This is a genomic window from Kribbella ginsengisoli (genome assembly GCF_039537185.1).
Taxonomy (GTDB): domain Bacteria; phylum Actinomycetota; class Actinomycetes; order Propionibacteriales; family Kribbellaceae; genus Kribbella; species Kribbella koreensis.
In genome coordinates this window covers 43,687-60,269 of the sequence record NZ_BAABAA010000008.1, presented here as the reverse complement: position 1 = coordinate 60,269, position 16,583 = coordinate 43,687, and the positions used below count along the sequence as shown (strand labels likewise).

The 16,583-nt window shown below is 66.9% G+C and carries 19 protein-coding genes; 8 read left to right on the top strand and 11 right to left on the bottom strand.

Translation table 11 applies throughout. From position 1 onward, the window contains the following. The first annotated feature begins 3 nt into the window (after positions 1 to 3). Entirely contained in the window at positions 4 to 873 is an 870-nt protein-coding gene (locus ABD768_RS27640) for an amidohydrolase family protein (RefSeq protein ID WP_344845467.1), read from the top strand. Here ABD768_RS27640 and ABD768_RS27635 read toward each other — a convergent pair. Further along, complete coding sequence (locus tag ABD768_RS27635) at positions 859 to 1,644, bottom strand: epoxide hydrolase N-terminal domain-containing protein (protein ID WP_344845464.1); 786 nt, start codon at positions 1,642 to 1,644, stop codon at positions 859 to 861. The two genes, ABD768_RS27640 and ABD768_RS27635, sit on opposite strands and share 15 nt — an antisense overlap. Positions 1,645 to 1,843: 199 nt before the next feature. Here ABD768_RS27635 and ABD768_RS27630 point away from each other — a divergent pair, with 199 nt between their 5' ends. After that, the gene (locus ABD768_RS27630; protein WP_344845461.1) at positions 1,844 to 3,649 is read left to right on the top strand and encodes a glycoside hydrolase family 2 protein; all 1,806 of its coding nucleotides are present in this window, start codon (positions 1,844 to 1,846) and stop codon (positions 3,647 to 3,649) included. A gap of 296 nt (positions 3,650 to 3,945) precedes the next feature. Here the strand turns inward: ABD768_RS27630 and pqqB are convergent, their stop codons facing one another. The 6 genes from pqqB to ABD768_RS27600 form a co-directional block, all read right to left on the bottom strand. After that, complete coding sequence (gene pqqB / locus ABD768_RS27625) at positions 3,946 to 4,824, bottom strand: pyrroloquinoline quinone biosynthesis protein PqqB (protein WP_344845458.1); 879 nt, start codon at positions 4,822 to 4,824, stop codon at positions 3,946 to 3,948. Then, positions 4,821 to 5,888: a pyrroloquinoline quinone biosynthesis protein PqqE gene (gene pqqE, locus ABD768_RS27620; protein WP_344845456.1), complete on the bottom strand. Its 1,068-nt coding sequence runs from the start codon at positions 5,886 to 5,888 to the stop codon at positions 4,821 to 4,823. Before pqqE ends, pqqB begins: the two co-directional genes overlap by 4 nt. Further along, positions 5,885 to 6,136 carry a pyrroloquinoline quinone biosynthesis peptide chaperone PqqD gene (gene pqqD / locus ABD768_RS27615; RefSeq protein ID WP_344845453.1) on the bottom strand — a complete coding sequence of 84 codons (252 nt, stop codon included), beginning with the start codon at positions 6,134 to 6,136 and terminating at the stop codon, positions 5,885 to 5,887. Before pqqD ends, pqqE begins: the two co-directional genes overlap by 4 nt. Further along, positions 6,133 to 6,831 carry a pyrroloquinoline-quinone synthase PqqC gene (gene pqqC / locus ABD768_RS27610; RefSeq protein ID WP_344845451.1) on the bottom strand — a complete coding sequence of 233 codons (699 nt, stop codon included), beginning with the start codon at positions 6,829 to 6,831 and terminating at the stop codon, positions 6,133 to 6,135. Before pqqC ends, pqqD begins: the two co-directional genes overlap by 4 nt. Before the next feature lie 131 nt (positions 6,832 to 6,962). After that, positions 6,963 to 7,061, bottom strand: a complete 99-nt coding sequence (gene pqqA, locus ABD768_RS27605; RefSeq protein WP_343970293.1) for a pyrroloquinoline quinone precursor peptide PqqA — start codon at positions 7,059 to 7,061, stop codon at positions 6,963 to 6,965. 110 nt (positions 7,062 to 7,171) lie between these two features. Beyond that, complete coding sequence (locus tag ABD768_RS27600; protein WP_344845448.1) at positions 7,172 to 8,278, bottom strand: YeiH family protein; 1,107 nt, start codon at positions 8,276 to 8,278, stop codon at positions 7,172 to 7,174. A 90-nt stretch (positions 8,279 to 8,368) separates the two neighbouring features. Here ABD768_RS27600 and ABD768_RS27595 point away from each other — a divergent pair, with 90 nt between their 5' ends. After that, positions 8,369 to 9,145, top strand: a complete 777-nt coding sequence (locus tag ABD768_RS27595) for a GntR family transcriptional regulator (RefSeq protein ID WP_344845446.1) — start codon at positions 8,369 to 8,371, stop codon at positions 9,143 to 9,145. 64 nt (positions 9,146 to 9,209) lie between these two features. After that, positions 9,210 to 10,076 carry an oxidoreductase gene (locus tag ABD768_RS27590; protein ID WP_344845443.1) on the top strand — a complete coding sequence of 289 codons (867 nt, stop codon included), beginning with the start codon at positions 9,210 to 9,212 and terminating at the stop codon, positions 10,074 to 10,076. Positions 10,077 to 10,101: 25 nt separating this feature from the next. On the opposite strand, the gene ABD768_RS27585 is transcribed toward ABD768_RS27590, so the two are convergent. Continuing rightward, positions 10,102 to 11,064 carry an MBL fold metallo-hydrolase gene (locus ABD768_RS27585; protein WP_344845441.1) on the bottom strand — a complete coding sequence of 321 codons (963 nt, stop codon included), beginning with the start codon at positions 11,062 to 11,064 and terminating at the stop codon, positions 10,102 to 10,104. 137 nt (positions 11,065 to 11,201) lie between these two features. Here ABD768_RS27585 and ABD768_RS27580 point away from each other — a divergent pair, with 137 nt between their 5' ends. After that, a complete protein-coding gene (locus ABD768_RS27580; RefSeq protein WP_344845439.1) occupies positions 11,202 to 12,083 on the top strand; it encodes a LysR family transcriptional regulator in 882 nt (293 codons plus the stop codon). Continuing rightward, a complete protein-coding gene (locus ABD768_RS27575) occupies positions 12,080 to 12,952 on the top strand; it encodes a serine hydrolase (protein WP_343970310.1) in 873 nt (290 codons plus the stop codon). The genes ABD768_RS27580 and ABD768_RS27575 overlap by 4 nt, the downstream gene beginning before the upstream one ends. On the opposite strand, the gene ABD768_RS27570 is transcribed toward ABD768_RS27575, so the two are convergent. Genes ABD768_RS27570 through ABD768_RS27560 form a run of 3 tightly spaced genes read right to left on the bottom strand, consistent with a single transcriptional unit; the run spans position 12,949 to position 15,276 of the window. Continuing rightward, positions 12,949 to 13,338 (bottom strand): RidA family protein, encoded by a 390-nt coding sequence (locus tag ABD768_RS27570; protein WP_344845435.1) that lies wholly within the window; start codon positions 13,336 to 13,338, stop codon positions 12,949 to 12,951. The two genes, ABD768_RS27575 and ABD768_RS27570, sit on opposite strands and share 4 nt — an antisense overlap. An 8-nt stretch (positions 13,339 to 13,346) precedes the next feature. Then, positions 13,347 to 14,621, bottom strand: a complete 1,275-nt coding sequence (locus ABD768_RS27565; RefSeq protein WP_344845432.1) for a hypothetical protein — start codon at positions 14,619 to 14,621, stop codon at positions 13,347 to 13,349. Positions 14,622 to 14,640: 19 nt separating this feature from the next. Then, on the bottom strand, positions 14,641 to 15,276 hold the full coding sequence (locus tag ABD768_RS27560; RefSeq protein ID WP_344845430.1) for a flavin reductase family protein: 636 nt from the start codon (positions 15,274 to 15,276) through the stop codon (positions 14,641 to 14,643). A 65-nt stretch (positions 15,277 to 15,341) separates the two neighbouring features. On the opposite strand from ABD768_RS27560, the gene ABD768_RS27555 reads away from it, so the two are divergent. Both ABD768_RS27555 and ABD768_RS27550 read left to right on the top strand, forming a co-directional pair. Next, positions 15,342 to 16,049: an ArsR/SmtB family transcription factor gene (locus ABD768_RS27555; protein WP_344845427.1), complete on the top strand. Its 708-nt coding sequence runs from the start codon at positions 15,342 to 15,344 to the stop codon at positions 16,047 to 16,049. A 62-nt stretch (positions 16,050 to 16,111) separates the two neighbouring features. After that, the gene (locus ABD768_RS27550; RefSeq protein ID WP_343970323.1) at positions 16,112 to 16,351 is read left to right on the top strand and encodes a hypothetical protein; all 240 of its coding nucleotides are present in this window, start codon (positions 16,112 to 16,114) and stop codon (positions 16,349 to 16,351) included. Positions 16,352 to 16,583: the final 232 nt, after the last annotated feature.

Below are 16,583 nucleotides of genomic sequence, written 5' to 3'. Positions count from 1 at the left end.
GGGGTGCGTGACGACGAGGTACCTGGGTGGTGGCAGCGGCTGGGGCTCGACGGGCTGGTGGACGTGCATGTGCACTTCCTGCCGGACCGGGTGATGGATGCCGTCTGGAGCTACTTCGACCAGGCAGCGACCCACTACGGCACCCCCTGGCCGGTCACCTACCGCACGCCGGTAGCCGAGCGACTCCAGACCCTGCAGGACCTCGGCGTACGCCGGTTCCCCGCACTCGTCTACCCGCACAAGCCCGACATGGCCGCGTCCCTCAACACCTGGGCACGCGACTTCGCAGCGACCACTCCCGGCTGCGTCTCGAGCGGCACCTTCTACCCGGAGCCCGGCGCAGCGCAGTACGTGAAGGAAGCCCTCGACGAAGGCACCAAGATCTTCAAGGTGCATGTCCAGGTAGGCGACTACGACCCGCGTGACGACGAGCTAGACGCGGTATGGGGCCAGCTGGCCGAGTCCGGCGTACCAGTGGTCGTCCACTGCGGCTCCGGCCCGATCCCCGGCCGCCACACCGGCCCCGGCCCGATGGGCGACGTACTACGCAAGCACCCCCGCCTCACCGCGGTCATCGCCCACCTGGGCATGCCGGAGTACGCCGAGCATCTACAGCTCACCGAGACCTACCCCAACGTCCACCTAGACACCACGATGGCCTGCACCCCGTTCACCGAGGCACTGGCGCCCTTTCCCCGCGACCTGCTCCCCCGCTACGCCGCACTCCAGGACCGGGTGGTCCTGGGCTCCGACTTCCCCAACATCCCGTACCAGTACGCAGTACAGCTAGAAGCCCTGGAGCAACTCGACCTAGGCGACGACTGGCTACGAGCTGTCTGCTGGGAGAACGGCAACCGCCTACTCGGTGGGTAGATGAGCAGCGAACCACGCCAGGGTCAGCCCAGTGAGGATCTCGTCCCGATCGACCAGCAGGTCGACCAACTGCGCATGCCAGGCATGTAGGGCAGTACTGAGCACCAGCGATGAGATCTGCTGCCGCTCACTGAAGGCAGTGAGGTTCTCGTTGAACCAGCGGACCTCGGCGAGCTCCACCGGATCCAGCCCGCGCCGCTCGGCCTGCGTCTCGGTGACCTCCGTGTACGCCGGTGTCGCACTCAACCCGTCGCGGTCGTCACCCACGCGGTAGTCGTGGTACCCGAGCCGGCACATCAGCTCATCCCACCCGGCCGCCGTACGCCGACTAGTGGACCCCTCACCGAAGCCTGCCAGCGCCGTCCACGCGATAGACGGGATGACGAGGTGATAGCGACCCTGCGCCTCGTACGGAAGAGCAGTAGAGAGCGCGTCCATCACGCCACTCGGCCAGGCATGCGTCAGGAGTACCGGCTGAGCATCCGGGTTCGCCGATCGCAGGTGCAGGAAGTGCACGAACTGTCCAGCGATCTCGGTGCTGTAGTGGTCGTAGGTGTTGAGCCTGTTCTCGTGAGCGCGCCAGTCGTAGCCGTTGACCCAGTAGTCGACCAGGTCGTCGGCGTAGGCGGCCGGCACGATCCGGTCGAGCCCGGCGGCGATGTAGTCGCCACTGTCCCGGAACGTCCGCAACCGCCGGTACAGCGAGTCGAGGTCGGCCTGCGGTACCCGCACCCGCAGCCGCCGCACCTCGGCTGTGCGCTCAGTCGTCACTCATCTCCTCGCCATCTCCCCCACGCCGCTTCCACCAGCATGATGCTTAAGGCCCCCAAATAGTTCGCTGCGGTCAACCTTTCAACCAGAATTGCAGCTTGTTGCACATCTGAGCGCTCTCTGCCCGTTCGTTGCCCACGCCTATTACAACGTTGTACGCTCATCAGCGACCGCATCCCTCCAGCCCTGGGAGCCCTCGATGCCCACTGCCCAGCAACCCCGCCCCGAGCATCCACGGCCGCAGTTCACCCGCCCCGACTGGCTCAACCTCAACGGGGAGTGGCAGTTCGAACTCGACCGGTCCGATTCCGGACTGGAACGCGGAGTCCGCGAGCGCGACCTGCTGCAACGCATCACCGTGCCGTTCGCCCCGGAGTCGCGGCTGTCCGGGATCGAGAACGTCGACTTCCTCGAGGCGGTCTGGTACCGGACCACGGTGACGATCCCCGCCGACTGGGCCGGCAACGACGCGGTCCTGCACTTCCAGGCCGTCGACCACGACGCGACCGTCTGGGTCAACGGCGTCGAGGTGGCCCGCCACCGCGGCGGCTTCACCCCGTTCAGCGCCTCGCTCAGCGCCGTCGCGGCTCCCGGTGAGGACGCAACGATCGTCGTCCGCGCGCGCGACAGCCGATACGGCGTACAGGCGCGTGGCAAGCAGTCCCAGCCGTACTTCAACGCCGATTGCCACTACACCCGGACCACCGGCATCTGGCAGACCGTCTGGCTGGAGGCCGTCCCGTCTGTCCATCTGAACCGGCCGCGGATCACCCCCGACGTAGCGGGCTCCTGCTTCCACGTGTCGGTGCCGCTCTCCGCCAACAAACCCGGCTGGAAGGTCCGCGCCGTACTGTCCGATGCCGCGGGCGAAGTCGCGGCGGCGGAGGTCCGCGCGGATCTCGATCTCGCCCCGCGACTCGTGCTCGCGGTACCGGCTGATCGGGTGAGGCTCTGGGACACCACCGATCCCCACCTGTACGACGTCCGCCTGGAGCTGATCGATGCCGACGGCAACCTCGCCGACGCGGCCGACAGCTACGCCGGCTTGCGATCCGTGTCGATCAACGGCCAGGCCGTCCTGATCAACGGCAAGCACGTCTTCCAGCGACTCGTCCTGGACCAGGGCTACTGGCCCGAGAGCCTGATGACGGCGCCGTCCGAGGAAGCGCTCGTCGCCGACATCGAGCTGAGCCTGGCCGCCGGATTCAACGGCGCACGCCTGCACCAGAAGGTGTTCGAGGAGCGATTCCTCTACCACGCGGACCGTCTCGGCTACCTGGTCTGGGGCGAGTTCGGCGACTGGGGTGCGGGCGTCGCCGGCACCGGTGACGACAACCAGCAGCCGACCGCGTCCTTCGTGACGCAGTGGCTGGAGGCCGTCGAGCGCGACTACAACCACCCGTCGATCGTCGGCTGGTGCCCGCTCAACGAGACGCATCAGTTGCTGCACGACAGGATCACCCAGCTCGACGACGTGATGCGCGCGATGTTCCTGGCGACCAAGGCGGCCGACTCGACCCGGCCGGTGCTCGACACGTCGGGCTACTCGCATCGCGTGCCGGAGACCGATGTCTGGGATTCGCACAACTATGAGCAGGACCCGGTCGAGTTCGGGAAGCAGATGGCCGGGCTCGCCGACGGTTCGCCGTACGGGAACACCGGTCCGGAGGGGCGGGCGATCTCGCAGGAGTACAACGGGCAGCCGTACTTCTGCAGCGAGTTCGGCGGGATCTGGTGGAACCCGGAGGCGGCGACAGCCACCGGCAATTCCGCCGATTCGTGGGGTTACGGCCAGCGGGTCAAGGACGAGGCCGACTTCTATGACCGGTTCGCCGGGCTGGTCGGCGTACTGCTCGACAACCCGCTGATGTTCGGCTACTGCTACACGCAGTTGACCGACGTCTTCCAGGAGGAGAACGGCATCTACCGGTTCGACCGCAGCACGAAGCTGGACGTCCCCCGCATCAAGGCCGTCCAGGTCCGCGCCGCGGCGTACGAGCACTAACCCACCCACCCCACCACGCACCGCCGCAAGCCACCACTGGTGGGCTTGAACATCAAACGGTGGGCTTGAACAGCGCACACCCTGTCCAAGCCCACCGCTTTGGGGGCGAGCCCACAAGTAGTGGGCTCGGACACGAAGTGGTGGGCTTGAACAGGAACGGGTGGGCTTGAACACGGTATTTCTTGTTCAAGGTCACCGCTGGGTGTTCAAGCCCACTACTTGTGGGCTCGCCCCCAAAGCGGTGGGCTGGGTCGGCGGGTGGGGTGAGGGGTGGGGTGAGGTGAGGGGAGAGGCAGTTAGAGGGCGAGGACGGTCCCGTCGGGTGGGACCTTGACGCCTGCCGCCCGGATTCCGGCGTACTGCGAAGTCGCCTTGTCCAGGGCGGGGTTGGTGTTGTTGAGATGTGTGTAGGCCCAGGCCGTGCCGGGTTGGGCGGCGCTGAGTTTGCGGATGCGTTCGAGGCTGGCCTCGATCGGCAGATGCCCCATCACGCTCTGCGCCTTGTCCGTCGCATCGGCCTTGTCCGACATCTCCCCACCATCATGGAAAGTGCCATCCAGTACTACGTACGCGGCACCGTCCACGAACTCGTCGAACCCGTCCGGCCAGCTCGCCAGGCAAGGCGCGTAGACGAGCACTCCCCCGGTCGCGGGATCCTCGAACCGGTACGCGACCACCCACGGATCGCCCGTCGCGCTGGTCACGTACTTCGGACGCTTGTTGCTAATGGCAAGCACCTTGACGCGGAGGCCCGCCAGGTACTGATCGGCGCCGAGCGTCGACCAGGTCCAAGCACCATACTTGCTCACCATCGGGCGTACCGCGAAGTCGTCTCTGAGCGCTTGCAGGACAGCCGGCGGCGCATGCACTTCGAGGCCGGCGCCCTCACGCAGCATCATCAGGCCGAGCGTGTGATCCAGCTCGGCATCGGTCAGGAAGACCCCCTTGATCGGGGTCTCCCGGGGCCCCGGTCCGGCTCGAAGCTCTTTGGTGGCGAGGATCTGAGCGCGGATGTCGGGCGACGCGTTCACCAGGTACCAGTCGTTGCCATCAGCACTGATCGCGAGACCGTCCTGCGTCCGGGGCAGCAGGCCGGGGTCGGAGCAGGTCGGGCAGGCACAGTTCCATTGCGGGAAGCCTCCACCGGCGGCGGTCCCGAGCAGGATCGCCTTCATCGGCGCATCTCGAACTGCAGGCCTGGCTTAGCCGGCGCCTCGAGGATCAGGTCGACCAGCCCGCGGTCGGGTGACTTCTTGCAGACCGGGTCGGTCGCGGCTCCGTCGCCGGTCAGCAGGAATGCCTGACAGCGGCAACCACCGTGATCGAGTCCACGCCGGTCGCAGCTCCGGCAGGTGTCGCTCATCCAGTCCTCACCGCGATACGCGTTGAACGACTCCGAGCCGTACCAGATCTCGTGCAGCGACTTGCTCGTCGCGTTGTCGAGGTCGAGGGTCTCGATCGCACTCGCGGCCGGACACGGAAGTACCGTCCCATCCGGTGCGATCGTCAACTGACGAGCACCCCAGCCGTACATGCACGGCTTCGGATATTCCTCGTAGTAGTCCGCGACGACATAGATGACCTGCATCTTGCCCTTCAGCCGATCGATCGCGGCCCGTACTACGGGTTGCGCCTTTTCTAGCTGCTCTCGCGTCGGCATCAGCTGGTCGCGGTTGCGCAGGGCCCAGCCGTAGTACTGGGTGTTGGCCAGCTCCAGCCGGTCGGCGCCCATCTGCTCGGCGAGCGCGATGATGCCTTCGAGCTGGTCGTGGTTGGCGCGATGGAGCACGACGTTGACGCTGAGCGGCAGGCCGGTGCGCTTGATCAGCTCGGCGGCGACGATCTTGTGGTGATGGGCGCGGGTACCGGCGATCTTGTTCGCCCGCTCGGCGTCGGCGGCCTGGACCGAGAGCTGGATGTGCGACAGGCCTTTGTCGACGAGCGTGTCGAGGCGACTCTCGGTGAGGCCGAGGCCACTGGTGACGAGGTTGACGTAGGCGCCGAGGTTGGCGGTGTGCTCGATGAGTTCGGGAAGGTCCGGGCGGCCTAGCGGTTCGCCGCCGGAGAAGTGGACCTGGAGGACGCCTAGCTCGCGCGCCTGGGTGAGGATGTCCTTCCACTGCTCGGTTTTGAGCTCCTGGTCGCGCTGGAGGAGTTCGAGCGGGTTGGAGCAGTACGGGCAGTGCAGCGGGCAGCGGTGGGTCAGCTCCGCCGTGAGCCCGAGGGGTGCCTCCGTCATGACCACTCCACCACCTGTCGATCGGCGAGCCGGGTGAGTACGTCGACGACTTGCTCGGCTTTCACACCGTCGTACTGGTTGCTCAGGGCAAGGGTGATGGCGGCTATGTCAGCCTCGCCGTCGCACAGCTGGAGGATCGCAGTGGCTGTCGGGTTGGGGACGAGCACGCCTTCGGGGTACAGGAGAACCTGGATGTCCCGGGTGTGGTCGTAGGTCAGGCGGACGCCTCGTTTGAGGCGCGGTTTCATTGCTTCGCCGCCGCTCGTTCGATCGCGTCGAGCATGGACCACAGGACGTCGCACTTGAAGGAGAGCGCGGCGATCGCTTTGTCCTGTTGCTCGCGGGTCGTGCAGTGCTCGACGACCAGGTCGAGGGTCGCCTGGCCTTCGCCGGAGACCGCGTCGATGCGGTTGGTGAAGTAGGCGAGGTCCTCGGCGCGGATCCACTCGTACGCGGTGAGCATGTCGACGACGCGTTGCTTCATCAGGTGGCCGGAGAACATCTCGGTCAGGCCGGAGGCGACGGCCTCCACCCAGGGCTTGGTCCGGGCGAAGCTGACGTAGGCGTCGACGGCGAACCGGACGCCGGGGGCGAGGTGACGCTCGTCGAGCACTTCTTCGCGGGTGAGACCGACCGCCTCGCAGAGCCGCAGCCAGCGCTCGAGTCCGCCGTCCTTGCCGTCCTTGCCTGCCGTGCCGTCGTGGTAGGCGATGCGGGCGATCCACTGGCGGCGGACGTGCGGCAGCGGGCAGTTGCTGATGATCGCCGCGTCCTTCTGCGGGATCATGCTCTGGTAGTACCAGCGGTTGGCGGCCCACAGCCGCAGCTCCCGCTCGTCCAGGTCGCCGGCGTGCAGCCGCCGGTGGAAGGGGTGCGTTCCCCAGTACCGGTAGGACAGCCCGCGTAATGCTGCGGTGAATTCTTCTGCATTCAACGTGGACACGACGGCCTCCGCCTCACAATTGAACGTCACAAATGGAACCCGGGCAGGGTGGAATGCCTTGTGACGGAACTTGTTCAGGGGAAATCACGGAAAACGGGGGCCTGCGACGCAGGCCCCCGTTCAGCGGTGTGTCAGTCGATCCGCGCCGCGTAGGAGGTGACTTCGGTCGGAGTCTCGAACTCGAGGAAGTCCGGGGCGATCCAGGTTTCGCGCTGGGTTGTTTCCACCATGGTTAGCTCCTTGCGTTCATGACGGGGGGCGCCGTCTTTCTGCAAGATAAGACTTAGGAAGGGACATTTACTAGCCCTGTCCCGAGATTTGGTATTCCAGGTTTCTTATTTCACAACGTGCCGGTGAGCAGTTGCAGCCCCAAGCTGCTCAGTGCTATGGAGGCCCACAACAACGCCCCCAGCGCCAATGGACGCCAGCCGGCCTTCCGCAACTCACTCGGCCGCATCGACAGCCCGATCGCCACCAGCGCGGAGGTGATCAGGAAGGTCCCCACCAAAGACAAGCTCTCCTGCCACGCTTCCGGCACCACCCCCGCGCTCCGCAGCCCAGCAGCCACGATGAACCCGATGAGGAACAACGGCACCATCCGCCGCCACGGCAGGGCGGCGGCCCCCTCCCCCACCTCGCTTGCTGCGCCAGTGGAGTTCGCCTTGGCAGCTGCAGTGGCAGAGCGTGCTTCTCGCCTCGACTTCAGGATGACCAGGCCGATGACGATGGGGATGAGCATCAAGGAACGGGTGAGCTTGACGACGAGCGCCTGGTCGCCGGCCGCCTGGGAGTAGGTGTAGCCGGCGGCTACTACCGAGGAGGTGTCGTTGATGGCGGTACCGGCCCAGAGGCCGAAGGCTTGGGCGTCGAGGCCGAGGAGGTGGCCGAGCGGCGGAAAGGCGAGTACTGCGACGACGTTGAAGGTGAAGATCGTCGCCAGCGCGTAGGCGACGGACGAGCGCTTCGCCCCGATCGCGGCGGTGGCGGCGGCAATCGCCGAGGCGCCGCAAATCGCAGTACCGACCCCGATCAGCGTCTGGGTATCGCCGCGTACTCCGAGCAGCCGCCCGAACAACCACGCGCCACCCAAAGCGACCGTCAACGTCCCCAGCATCACCGGCAGCGACTCAGCGCCGACCTTCACGACCTGCTGAAGCGACAACCCGGTCCCCAGCACCACGATCGACAGCTGCAGCAACGTCTTCGACGCGAACTCATACCCCGGCCGGGCCCAAGACCCCCGCAGCGCCGGCACCAGCACACCAGCCAGCACCCCGAGCACGATCCCGAAGACCGGTCCACCGATCACCGGCACCAATCGCCCCAGCGGCACGGCAGCAGCAGCCAGCGCGAGCACCACCAACAACCCAGGAACCCGCTCGATGAAGTGTGGCTTCGCGCCGGGTCCGGTCCCAGCAACAGCCGGTGACCTAACCTCAACGTGCACCACGAGCGGCCCTCCTGACAGAAATGTGCGTACATTTAAGTTAGGAGATGACCGGACATTTGGCAAGACGGCGTCGACGGAGAGGTCCGGATGAGCGAGCGCAAGCTGGATCGCAGCGGTGGGCAACCGCTGTGGAAGCAGCTGCAGCAGGAACTGGTACGCCGCCTGCGGGCCGGCGAGTTCGACGACCTGTTCCCGGGCGAGCTCGCGCTGGTGGAGGAGTACCAGGTGAGCCGGCACACCGTCCGCCAAGCGCTCGGCAAGCTCCGGGCGGACGGGCTGATCGTGGCCGAGCGTGGCCGCCAGCCGCGGGTCGCCACGTCGCCGGAGATCCGGCAGCCGATGGGTGCGCTCTACAGCCTGTTTTCCTCGGTCGAGGCATCTGGGCTGCCGCAGCACAGCGTCGTACGGGCTCTCGACGTCCGTGCGGACGGGGTGATCGCCAGTCGACTGGACCTGGAGGCGTCGATCCCGCTGGTCTACCTGGAGCGGGTGCGGTTCGCAGGGGACGAGCCGCTGGCGCTGGACCGCGTATGGCTGCCCGCATCCCTGGCCGAGGGACTACTGGACGCCGACTTCAGCCATACGAGCCTCTACAACGAGTTGGCCGAGCGCACCGGGCTACGGCTCGACCATGGCCGGGAGGACATCAGGGCAGTCAACCCGACGCCGGCAGAGCGAGCACTGCTGCACTGCCCGGCCGATGCGGCGGCCTTCTCGATCAACCGGCTAGGGCACGCCCAGGGACGCAAGATCGAGTGGCGGCACACCGTAGTACGGGGTGACCGGTTTGCCCTGGCTGCGGAGTTCTCGGCGCACGCTGGGTATCGCTTGGCGCCCGCTGCGGCTGGTACTGCGCTTGCCTAGCCCTGAGAGTCCCAGGACAACGGGGGCATCCCGTGGTCGGGCTCTGGCGAGCGAAGGTCGGAGTATGACTACAAACCTTCCCGGCGGGGCTCTCACGCTTGCGGACGATCTCACCATCAGCCGGATGGGCTACGGCGCCATGCAACTGGCCGGGCCCGGCGTCTTCGGTCCGCCGAAGAACCATGACGAGGCGATCGCCGTACTGCGTACTGCCGTCGAGCTGGGCATCAACCACATCGACACCAGCGACTTCTACGGCCCGGTGGTCACCAACGAGCTGATCAAGGAAGCCCTGCACCCGTACGCCGCTGACCTGCACATCGTCACCAAGGTAGGGGCCCGGCGCGGCGCCGATGGGAGCTGGAACCCGTCGCAGGAGCCCGAGGACCTCAAGGCCCAGGTCCGGGAGAACCTCGAGCACCTCGGGCTGGACGTACTGGACGTCGTCAACCTCCGCGCGCCCGGGCACGAGGAGGTCAGCGACGGCTCGATCGCCCCGGCGTTCACGGCACTGGCCGAGCTGCAACAGGAGGGGCTGATCAAGCACCTGGGGCTGAGCGGTGTCTCGGCGACGCAACTCACCGAGGCACAGGCGATCGCTCCGGTCGTCACGGTCCAGAACCTCTACAACCTGGCCAAGCGCTCCGACGACGCCCTTGTCGACCGGTGCGCGGCCGAGGGGATCGCGTACGCGTCCTTCTTCCCGCTCGGCGGCTTCAGCCCGCTCGAGTCGGAGACGCTGACGAAGGTCGCTACCCGCGTCGGAGCCAGTGCCCAGCAGGTCGCCCTGGCCTGGCTACTGCAGCGCTCGTCGACGATGGCGCTCATCCCAGGTACGTCCTCCGTGGCGCACCTCCGCGAAAACTTCGCCGCCGCCTCCCTCGTCCTGCCCGAGGACGCGATCGCCGAACTGAACACCATCGGCCAGTAGCCCAGAGCGCACCGAGCCCGGTGCGTCAGAGGGTGATGGACTTCAGGTGGTCGACGGTGACGAAGGTTGAGCCGGCGGTTTCGACTGAGGTGCGGAGCTTGGTGAGGCCGCCCCAGTCGACCGCCGGCTTGTCCAGTGGCTGATCGAAGTCGTCCCAGTGGGTGGCGATCACCGTCTTCACCGGCTTGATCGTCTGCAGCAACCGATCGGTCACCCCCGGCTCCCCACCCGGCGCCGCGAGCACGACATCCACCTGCAGGTCACGCAGTTCGTTGGCGTCGAAGCCCGCAGTACTGAGGCTGAGGATCCGCAACCCACCGATCGTGATCACGTACGCGAGCGTCCCGCCCTCGACCAGATCCGCGATCGTCCGCGGCCTCGGCGGCACAACACCCGGCCGAGTCCCCGGGAACGCGAACTGATGCCGCTTCCCACCACACGAATGCACCGACCGGAACACCTCGACGGTGAACCCGTCGAACGGCAGGTACTCCCCACCACTCACCTGCGACAGCTGATCGCCCGGCGCCCGCATCGCCCTGAGCAGGTTGAGATGCGACTCGTTCCCCAACACCGTCGCCCCGGTTTTGCGGGCAACATAGGGCACATCGGGGATGTGGTCGTAGTGCCCGTGATGCACCAGCACCGCATCCGCCGTACTCACGTACCGATCAACCACCGCAGGCTCACTGACCACCCGAGTCCCCGGATCAGCCCCCTCGGCGCTGTACGTGCCCGTCTTGAACCTGGTCAACCAGGGATCAGTCAGCACGACCCGCTGCCCACACCTGATCTCCCAAGCATGATTCCCCCACCACGTAAGCGTCACCGGCTCCCGCTCCCCGCCCAGCCCCGCGGGCTGGGTGGTTTCGGCGGTGGAGGCGTTGGCGCCACGCCACCCGACCACACCTGCGGTGCCGGCAGCGGCAGCTGCCGTCCCCACCAGCAGTCCTCGTCGTCCCACGACCCCATCACGACCTGAAGCCACGCCTGCTCCTTCGGTTCAGCTGCCGGCCCGGAGGGCCGGCTCGGGTCGTCAGTCAAGGCGACCAGGTCGAGGCGTGTCGAATATGCTCTTACATATGAGGCGATCTGCTGGGGATATCGGTGCAGGTCAGGTGGGTCATGCTGACTGAGCGGTATCTGCAGATCTTTGTCGCGCTGGCCGACGAGCAGCACTTCGGGGATGCCGCGCGGGTGGTGGGGATCACCCAGCCGCCGCTCTCACAGGGGCTTCGGCGGTTGGAGGCGATGGTCGGGGCCAAGCTGTTCGAGCGCGGGCTCGGGCGGGTGGAGCTCACAGCAGCCGGGGCGGCGCTGCTGCCGTATGCCCGGCGGGCGCTGGGAGCGATCGACGAGTTCCACCATGCGGCGGTCGCTCAGGATCCGGAGGGCCCGGAGATTCGACTCGGGCTGGCTCCTGAGGTGCCCGCGTCTGTTGGTGCTGCGGTTGCTGCGGCATGTGGTGAGGCAGTGCCCGGTAGCCGGGTGACAGCCGTCTCCGCGCCGACCAGTGCTCTGGTCAGCCAGGTATCGTCCGGCCGGCTCGGCCTGGCCGTAGTACTGCATCCAGCAGTCCTCGATGGCCTCCAGGCTGGCCCAGTGACTCTGCTGAGGACTTGGGCCCTAGTACCAACGTCCCTCCACCCGGACGACGGTCAGCCGCTACCGCTGCGCAAGCTGGACGGACTACCGATCGCAGTGCGCCCGCGTGCGGAAGCCCCTGCAGCCAGAGACCTCTTCCTGGACACCCTCGCCCTCCACCGCCCAGCCGGCGGCACGGTAGTCGTCACCGACGACCGAGCAGCCCTAGCAATGGCCGCAGCCGCCCAAGCAATCCTCATCACCCCAGACGACTCCCTCCAAGCCACAGGCATAGGCAGACACCGCCTAGCCGACGACCCACTCCCAGTCCGCCTCCGCCTCGTCTGGCCCCACCCCGGCACCCCAACCTCCCTCCCACCCGAAGCGATACCCCACCTGACCCAAGCCCTGGCGACACCATGACCGCGCGCATCAGGGCGACCTTCGATGACGCCGGGGCACGTGGGTGGTTGCATGCGGTCTCGATCGACCACCCGGAGCAGTCCGTCGACCTAGACCCGGACGTCGTCGTACCGATCGCCTCGGTCTACAAGCTCCCGCTACTGGTCGCCTTCTGCCATCTGGTCGACACCGGTGAGCTCGACCCACGCGAACAGCTGACGCTCAACCCAGCCGACCGCATCCCCGGCGCCACCGGCCTGTCGATCCTCCGCGACCCAGTGACGATGTCCCTGCGCGATCTAGCGGTGATGATGATGGCCGTCTCCGACAACGCCGCCGCCGACGCCCTGCTCAACCAGGTCGGCGTGGATCGCCTGGCCCAGCTACTGCAGTCCTTCGGCCTACAGCACACCCAGGTACGCCGTGGCGCCGCCAGCAACCTCAACGAGCTGCGACGAAGAACAGGCGCGAGCGACGTCGACGCCGCGTTCGCAGTACTGGCTGACAACGACCAGACCGACCCAGTGGGCGTGTACGACGCCGCCGGCATGGCCGCGAGCTCCGCCAGAGACATGACGACGCTACTGGCCGACCTGTGGTCCGGACGCCTGCTGTCCGACGCGCAGACGGCATTCGCCAAGACCCTCATGCAGCAACAGGTCTTCACCCAACGCCTAGCCTCCGGCTTCCCGTACGACGGCGTACGCGTAGCCGGCAAAACAGGAACCTTCGGCGCCCTACGCCACGAGGTAGGCGTCATCGTGATGCCGGCCGGCGACGCCTACGCCATCGCCGTCTTCACCCACGCGGCCCGCGGCGACCATCGACTCCCCCGCGTGGACGCCGCCATCGGCGAAGCAGCCCGCCTGGCCATCGACCAACTCCGCTAGACGACCGCGTACGCCTCAACCTCGAGCAGCACATCCGGACGGAACAGCGCGACCACCTGCACCGCAGTACTGGCCGGCGGCTTGGCCGTGTCGACGTACGCGTCCCGCGCCACCCTGATCGCCGGCAGATACGCCACATCGGTGACGAAGAAGTTGAGCTTCAGCACATCCGCGAACGTCGCCCCCGCCGCCTTCAGGCATCGCTCCAGATTGGCGAACACCTGCTGCGCCTGCGCACCGGCGTCGCCCTCCCCAACAAGCTTGCCTTCAGCATCAAAGGCGACCTGCCCAGAGATCGCCACCCACCGCCCGGGCCCGCTCACCACATGGCTGTACCCGTTCCCCGGCGCGACACCCTCAGGGTTCAGGTGAGTCAGCTCGCTCACCACAACTCCTAACCACGTTTGAGATCCGCAAAAACCTGCTGCTCGTTCCGCCCGAGCCGCGCGACCATGATCCGGTCCCGCTGATTCTGATCGGTCCCCCGAAGAGCCAGCTCCCGGTACAGCCCGACCACCTTGCCCTCACCGTACTTGCGAACAAGGTAGTCGACGGTCAGCCAGCCGATCTCGTACGAGCTGCCCGGATTCCTGAAGAAGTACTCGTCCGAGGGCAGCGTGTTCGCCTTGCCCAGATAGTCCGAGCGGACCTCCGTGCGGTGCCGGTCCAGACCGCGTTCGTCGAGGACCGTCTGCCAGTCGACGTACCTCGCCGCGCCCTCGACGAGCCAGGTCGGCGCGTGGTTCCCGTAGGCCGCACAGGCGACGTGGGTGAACTCGTGAGCCAGGATCCGGGTGTCGAGGTCGTAGCGATCGGTGGGGTTCACCAGCACGTACGCCCCGCCGTCCATGCCCCTCTTGTCAGCCTCGGTCGGCAAGGTCCGGTAGACGTGCGACGCCTGCGCGATGGACTCCTGCTGCGGATTGCTGAAGTCGACGTTGCGCACCTGCTGGTCGTTGATCGTCAGCGCGATCACGAGACCACCACCTCGCCAACCGGCCGACCACGTCTTGTTCACCACCTTCACCGCAGCCTCCGCGTCGCTCAGAATCGACGCGGCCAGCTTCGTGTTGCCCGGCTCGACGACGACCAGCGCCCGCTTCCCTCGGCGTACCAGCACCGGCCCCAGATCCCAGGCCTCCTTGTGCGACCCGTTCGGCAGGCCGCCGTCCAGATCGGTGTCGTTGACCAGCAGGTACCGCCCGCCGCACTGAGCGAACGAGTACCCGAGCGCGGCCTTCACCGGCTGATCGTCGATTCCACCGATCTGGTAGGCCATCGCCACCCTGACCACGTAACTCGTCGGCCCGTACTCGTCGACCACCCACTGCTTGACCTGCGGCTCGCCCCGCAGATAGCTCAGCTTGGTGAACCCGAACTGCACCAGGTTCCCGAACAGCACCTTCTGCTCGGCCACCAACTTCTTGTTCGCCGGATCGACATCGGCCAGGAACTGCGCGCGGTCCTTCCGCAGTACGGCGGAAGCCCGGCGCTTCAGAATCGCATCAACAGCAGCACGCTGAGTAACCACATCAACCTGTGCCGCGGTACTCGTCACCGGCGCGGGCTTCTCGCCCCCACGCGCCCGCCAAAGCGCTCCACCAGTGACTCCGCCGGCCAGGACCACCACCGCAAGGCCAAGAACCCATCCCCGCCGAACCCCATTCACCAGCTAAGCATGCACCCAGTCAGCTCACCCCGGAGACACTGTTGCACGTTGCTGCAGTAGGTGTTTCGGTGCGGAAGCTTTCGCCGAGTTGGCCGGCCAGGCCGAAGTAGTGGCGGAAGTTGTAGATCAACGGCGACCACCGCCGCGGGTCGACGTACGAAGTCCCCGGTACGACGATGCGCTGGTCGGCGTGCACCCGCACCACCCGCGCCTCGACGACGAAGAAGTTGCCCCCGGCATCCAACCGGATGTCGTCAGCGACAGCCTCGAACTGCAACGGGCATTCGGCGACCCGCGGCGGACCGACCAGCTCGGACGGTACCGGCGTCAGCCCGGCCGTCTCGAACTTCGCCGGCTCGTAGCGGAACCGCTCGCGCTTCTCCTCCGGTACGGGGTACCGGCCGGTCATACCCGCGATGCTCTCCACCGCCGTCCACAGCTCCGGCGACGGGAAGTTGATCACCATCTCCGGCCGCTGCAGCAGATTGCGCGCGGTCTGGCCGTCCGTACCGATGCCGAGGACAACAACGTCGCCGAGCGCCCAGGCCGATGACATCGGGGCGAGGTTGAAGGTGCCGTCGCCGTTGTCCGTGCTGATCAGCTCGACCGGCGTACCGACGTACAGGATGGACGGTTCGATCGTCAGATGCGTCATGCCGCAGACGCTAGGAGCCGGTCGGTTAGGTGGGCGCCGAAGCGACGGCGAGGCAGGATGGATGCGTGAACACGTCGACGGAAGGCCAGGAGCTCGCGGCTTGGGCGAAGATGCTCGCCGACTCCACCAGGGCGACGGTGTGCCTGGCGTTGCTCGACGAGCGGGCGTGGACGGCGACCGAGCTCGCCAAGCTGGCCGGGGTTTCGCGGCCGACGATCAGTGAGCACCTCAACGTGCTGGTCGACGGCGGGCTGCTGAGGGAAGTACGGCAGGGACGGCATCGGTACGTGAAGCTCGCCGGGCCGGAGACGGCCGAGTTGCTGGAAGGCCTTGCGGCGCTGGCTCCCCGGCGTACGGAGCAAGCGACGAGCCTGTCAGCGGTGTCGAAACGGGACGCATTCGCCCGGGCTCGCACCTGTTACGACCATTTCGCCGGACGGCTCGGCGTCGCCTTGGCGGACGTGATGACGGACCGTGGTCTGCTCGACTGGTCGGAAGGCGTCGCGCTCACGGCGGAAGGCCATGCATGGCTTGACGAACTCGGGATCGTCGTCGAGCCGCGGCGCGGGCGTCCCGCAGTACGGTCCTGTCTTGATGTCACCGAGCGCCGACCGCATCTCGCTGGCGCGGTAGGCGCCGCTATGTGCGCACATGCGTTGCGGCAGGGGTGGGTGACACGCATCCCCGGCGGCCGTGCACTCAAGGTCACGGGGTCGGTGGAGACGCTCGGCTTGCCTGGCAATGTTGTGCAAGAACTACTCACTCGATCGTGAGCACTGTGATAGAGAACACGCGTCAATGGGCAATTGTCGGCGGAACCGCCTAGCCTTCGGGCATGACTGAGTTCGAGCCCGACACCGAGCTGGTGTCCCGTCTCTCGTTGCCCAGCCACGTGATCGTCCAGGTGGACGGCCAGTGGCGGCGCGGCTGGCTGATCGGCCGCGAGCACGAGGACACGGGATGGATCGGCGTGGTGCAGTACGAGGGCGACGACGGTATCGAGCAGACGGACCGCCTGCCGGCGGGCCAGATCGCGCTACCGGAGTCGGACCGACCGACTGAGCGAGCTTCGTAGCTTGCTGGAGTTTTGAGGAGGAAACACAGGAAGGCCCCCGGGAGCATCCGGGGGCTTTCGTGTGTAACGACGTCGGGGCGCCTCGAGCGACAGACGAGAATCCCGCCCCGGGCCTTCGGGCGGTTAACCCGGGGCAGGATTCTCAGTGGCGTTACACACGGTGTATCGCTCGTCACGGTCGCGGTGTTACAGGTTTCGCCGAGATTCCTGCAGGAGATCGGTTTCTTCGCCC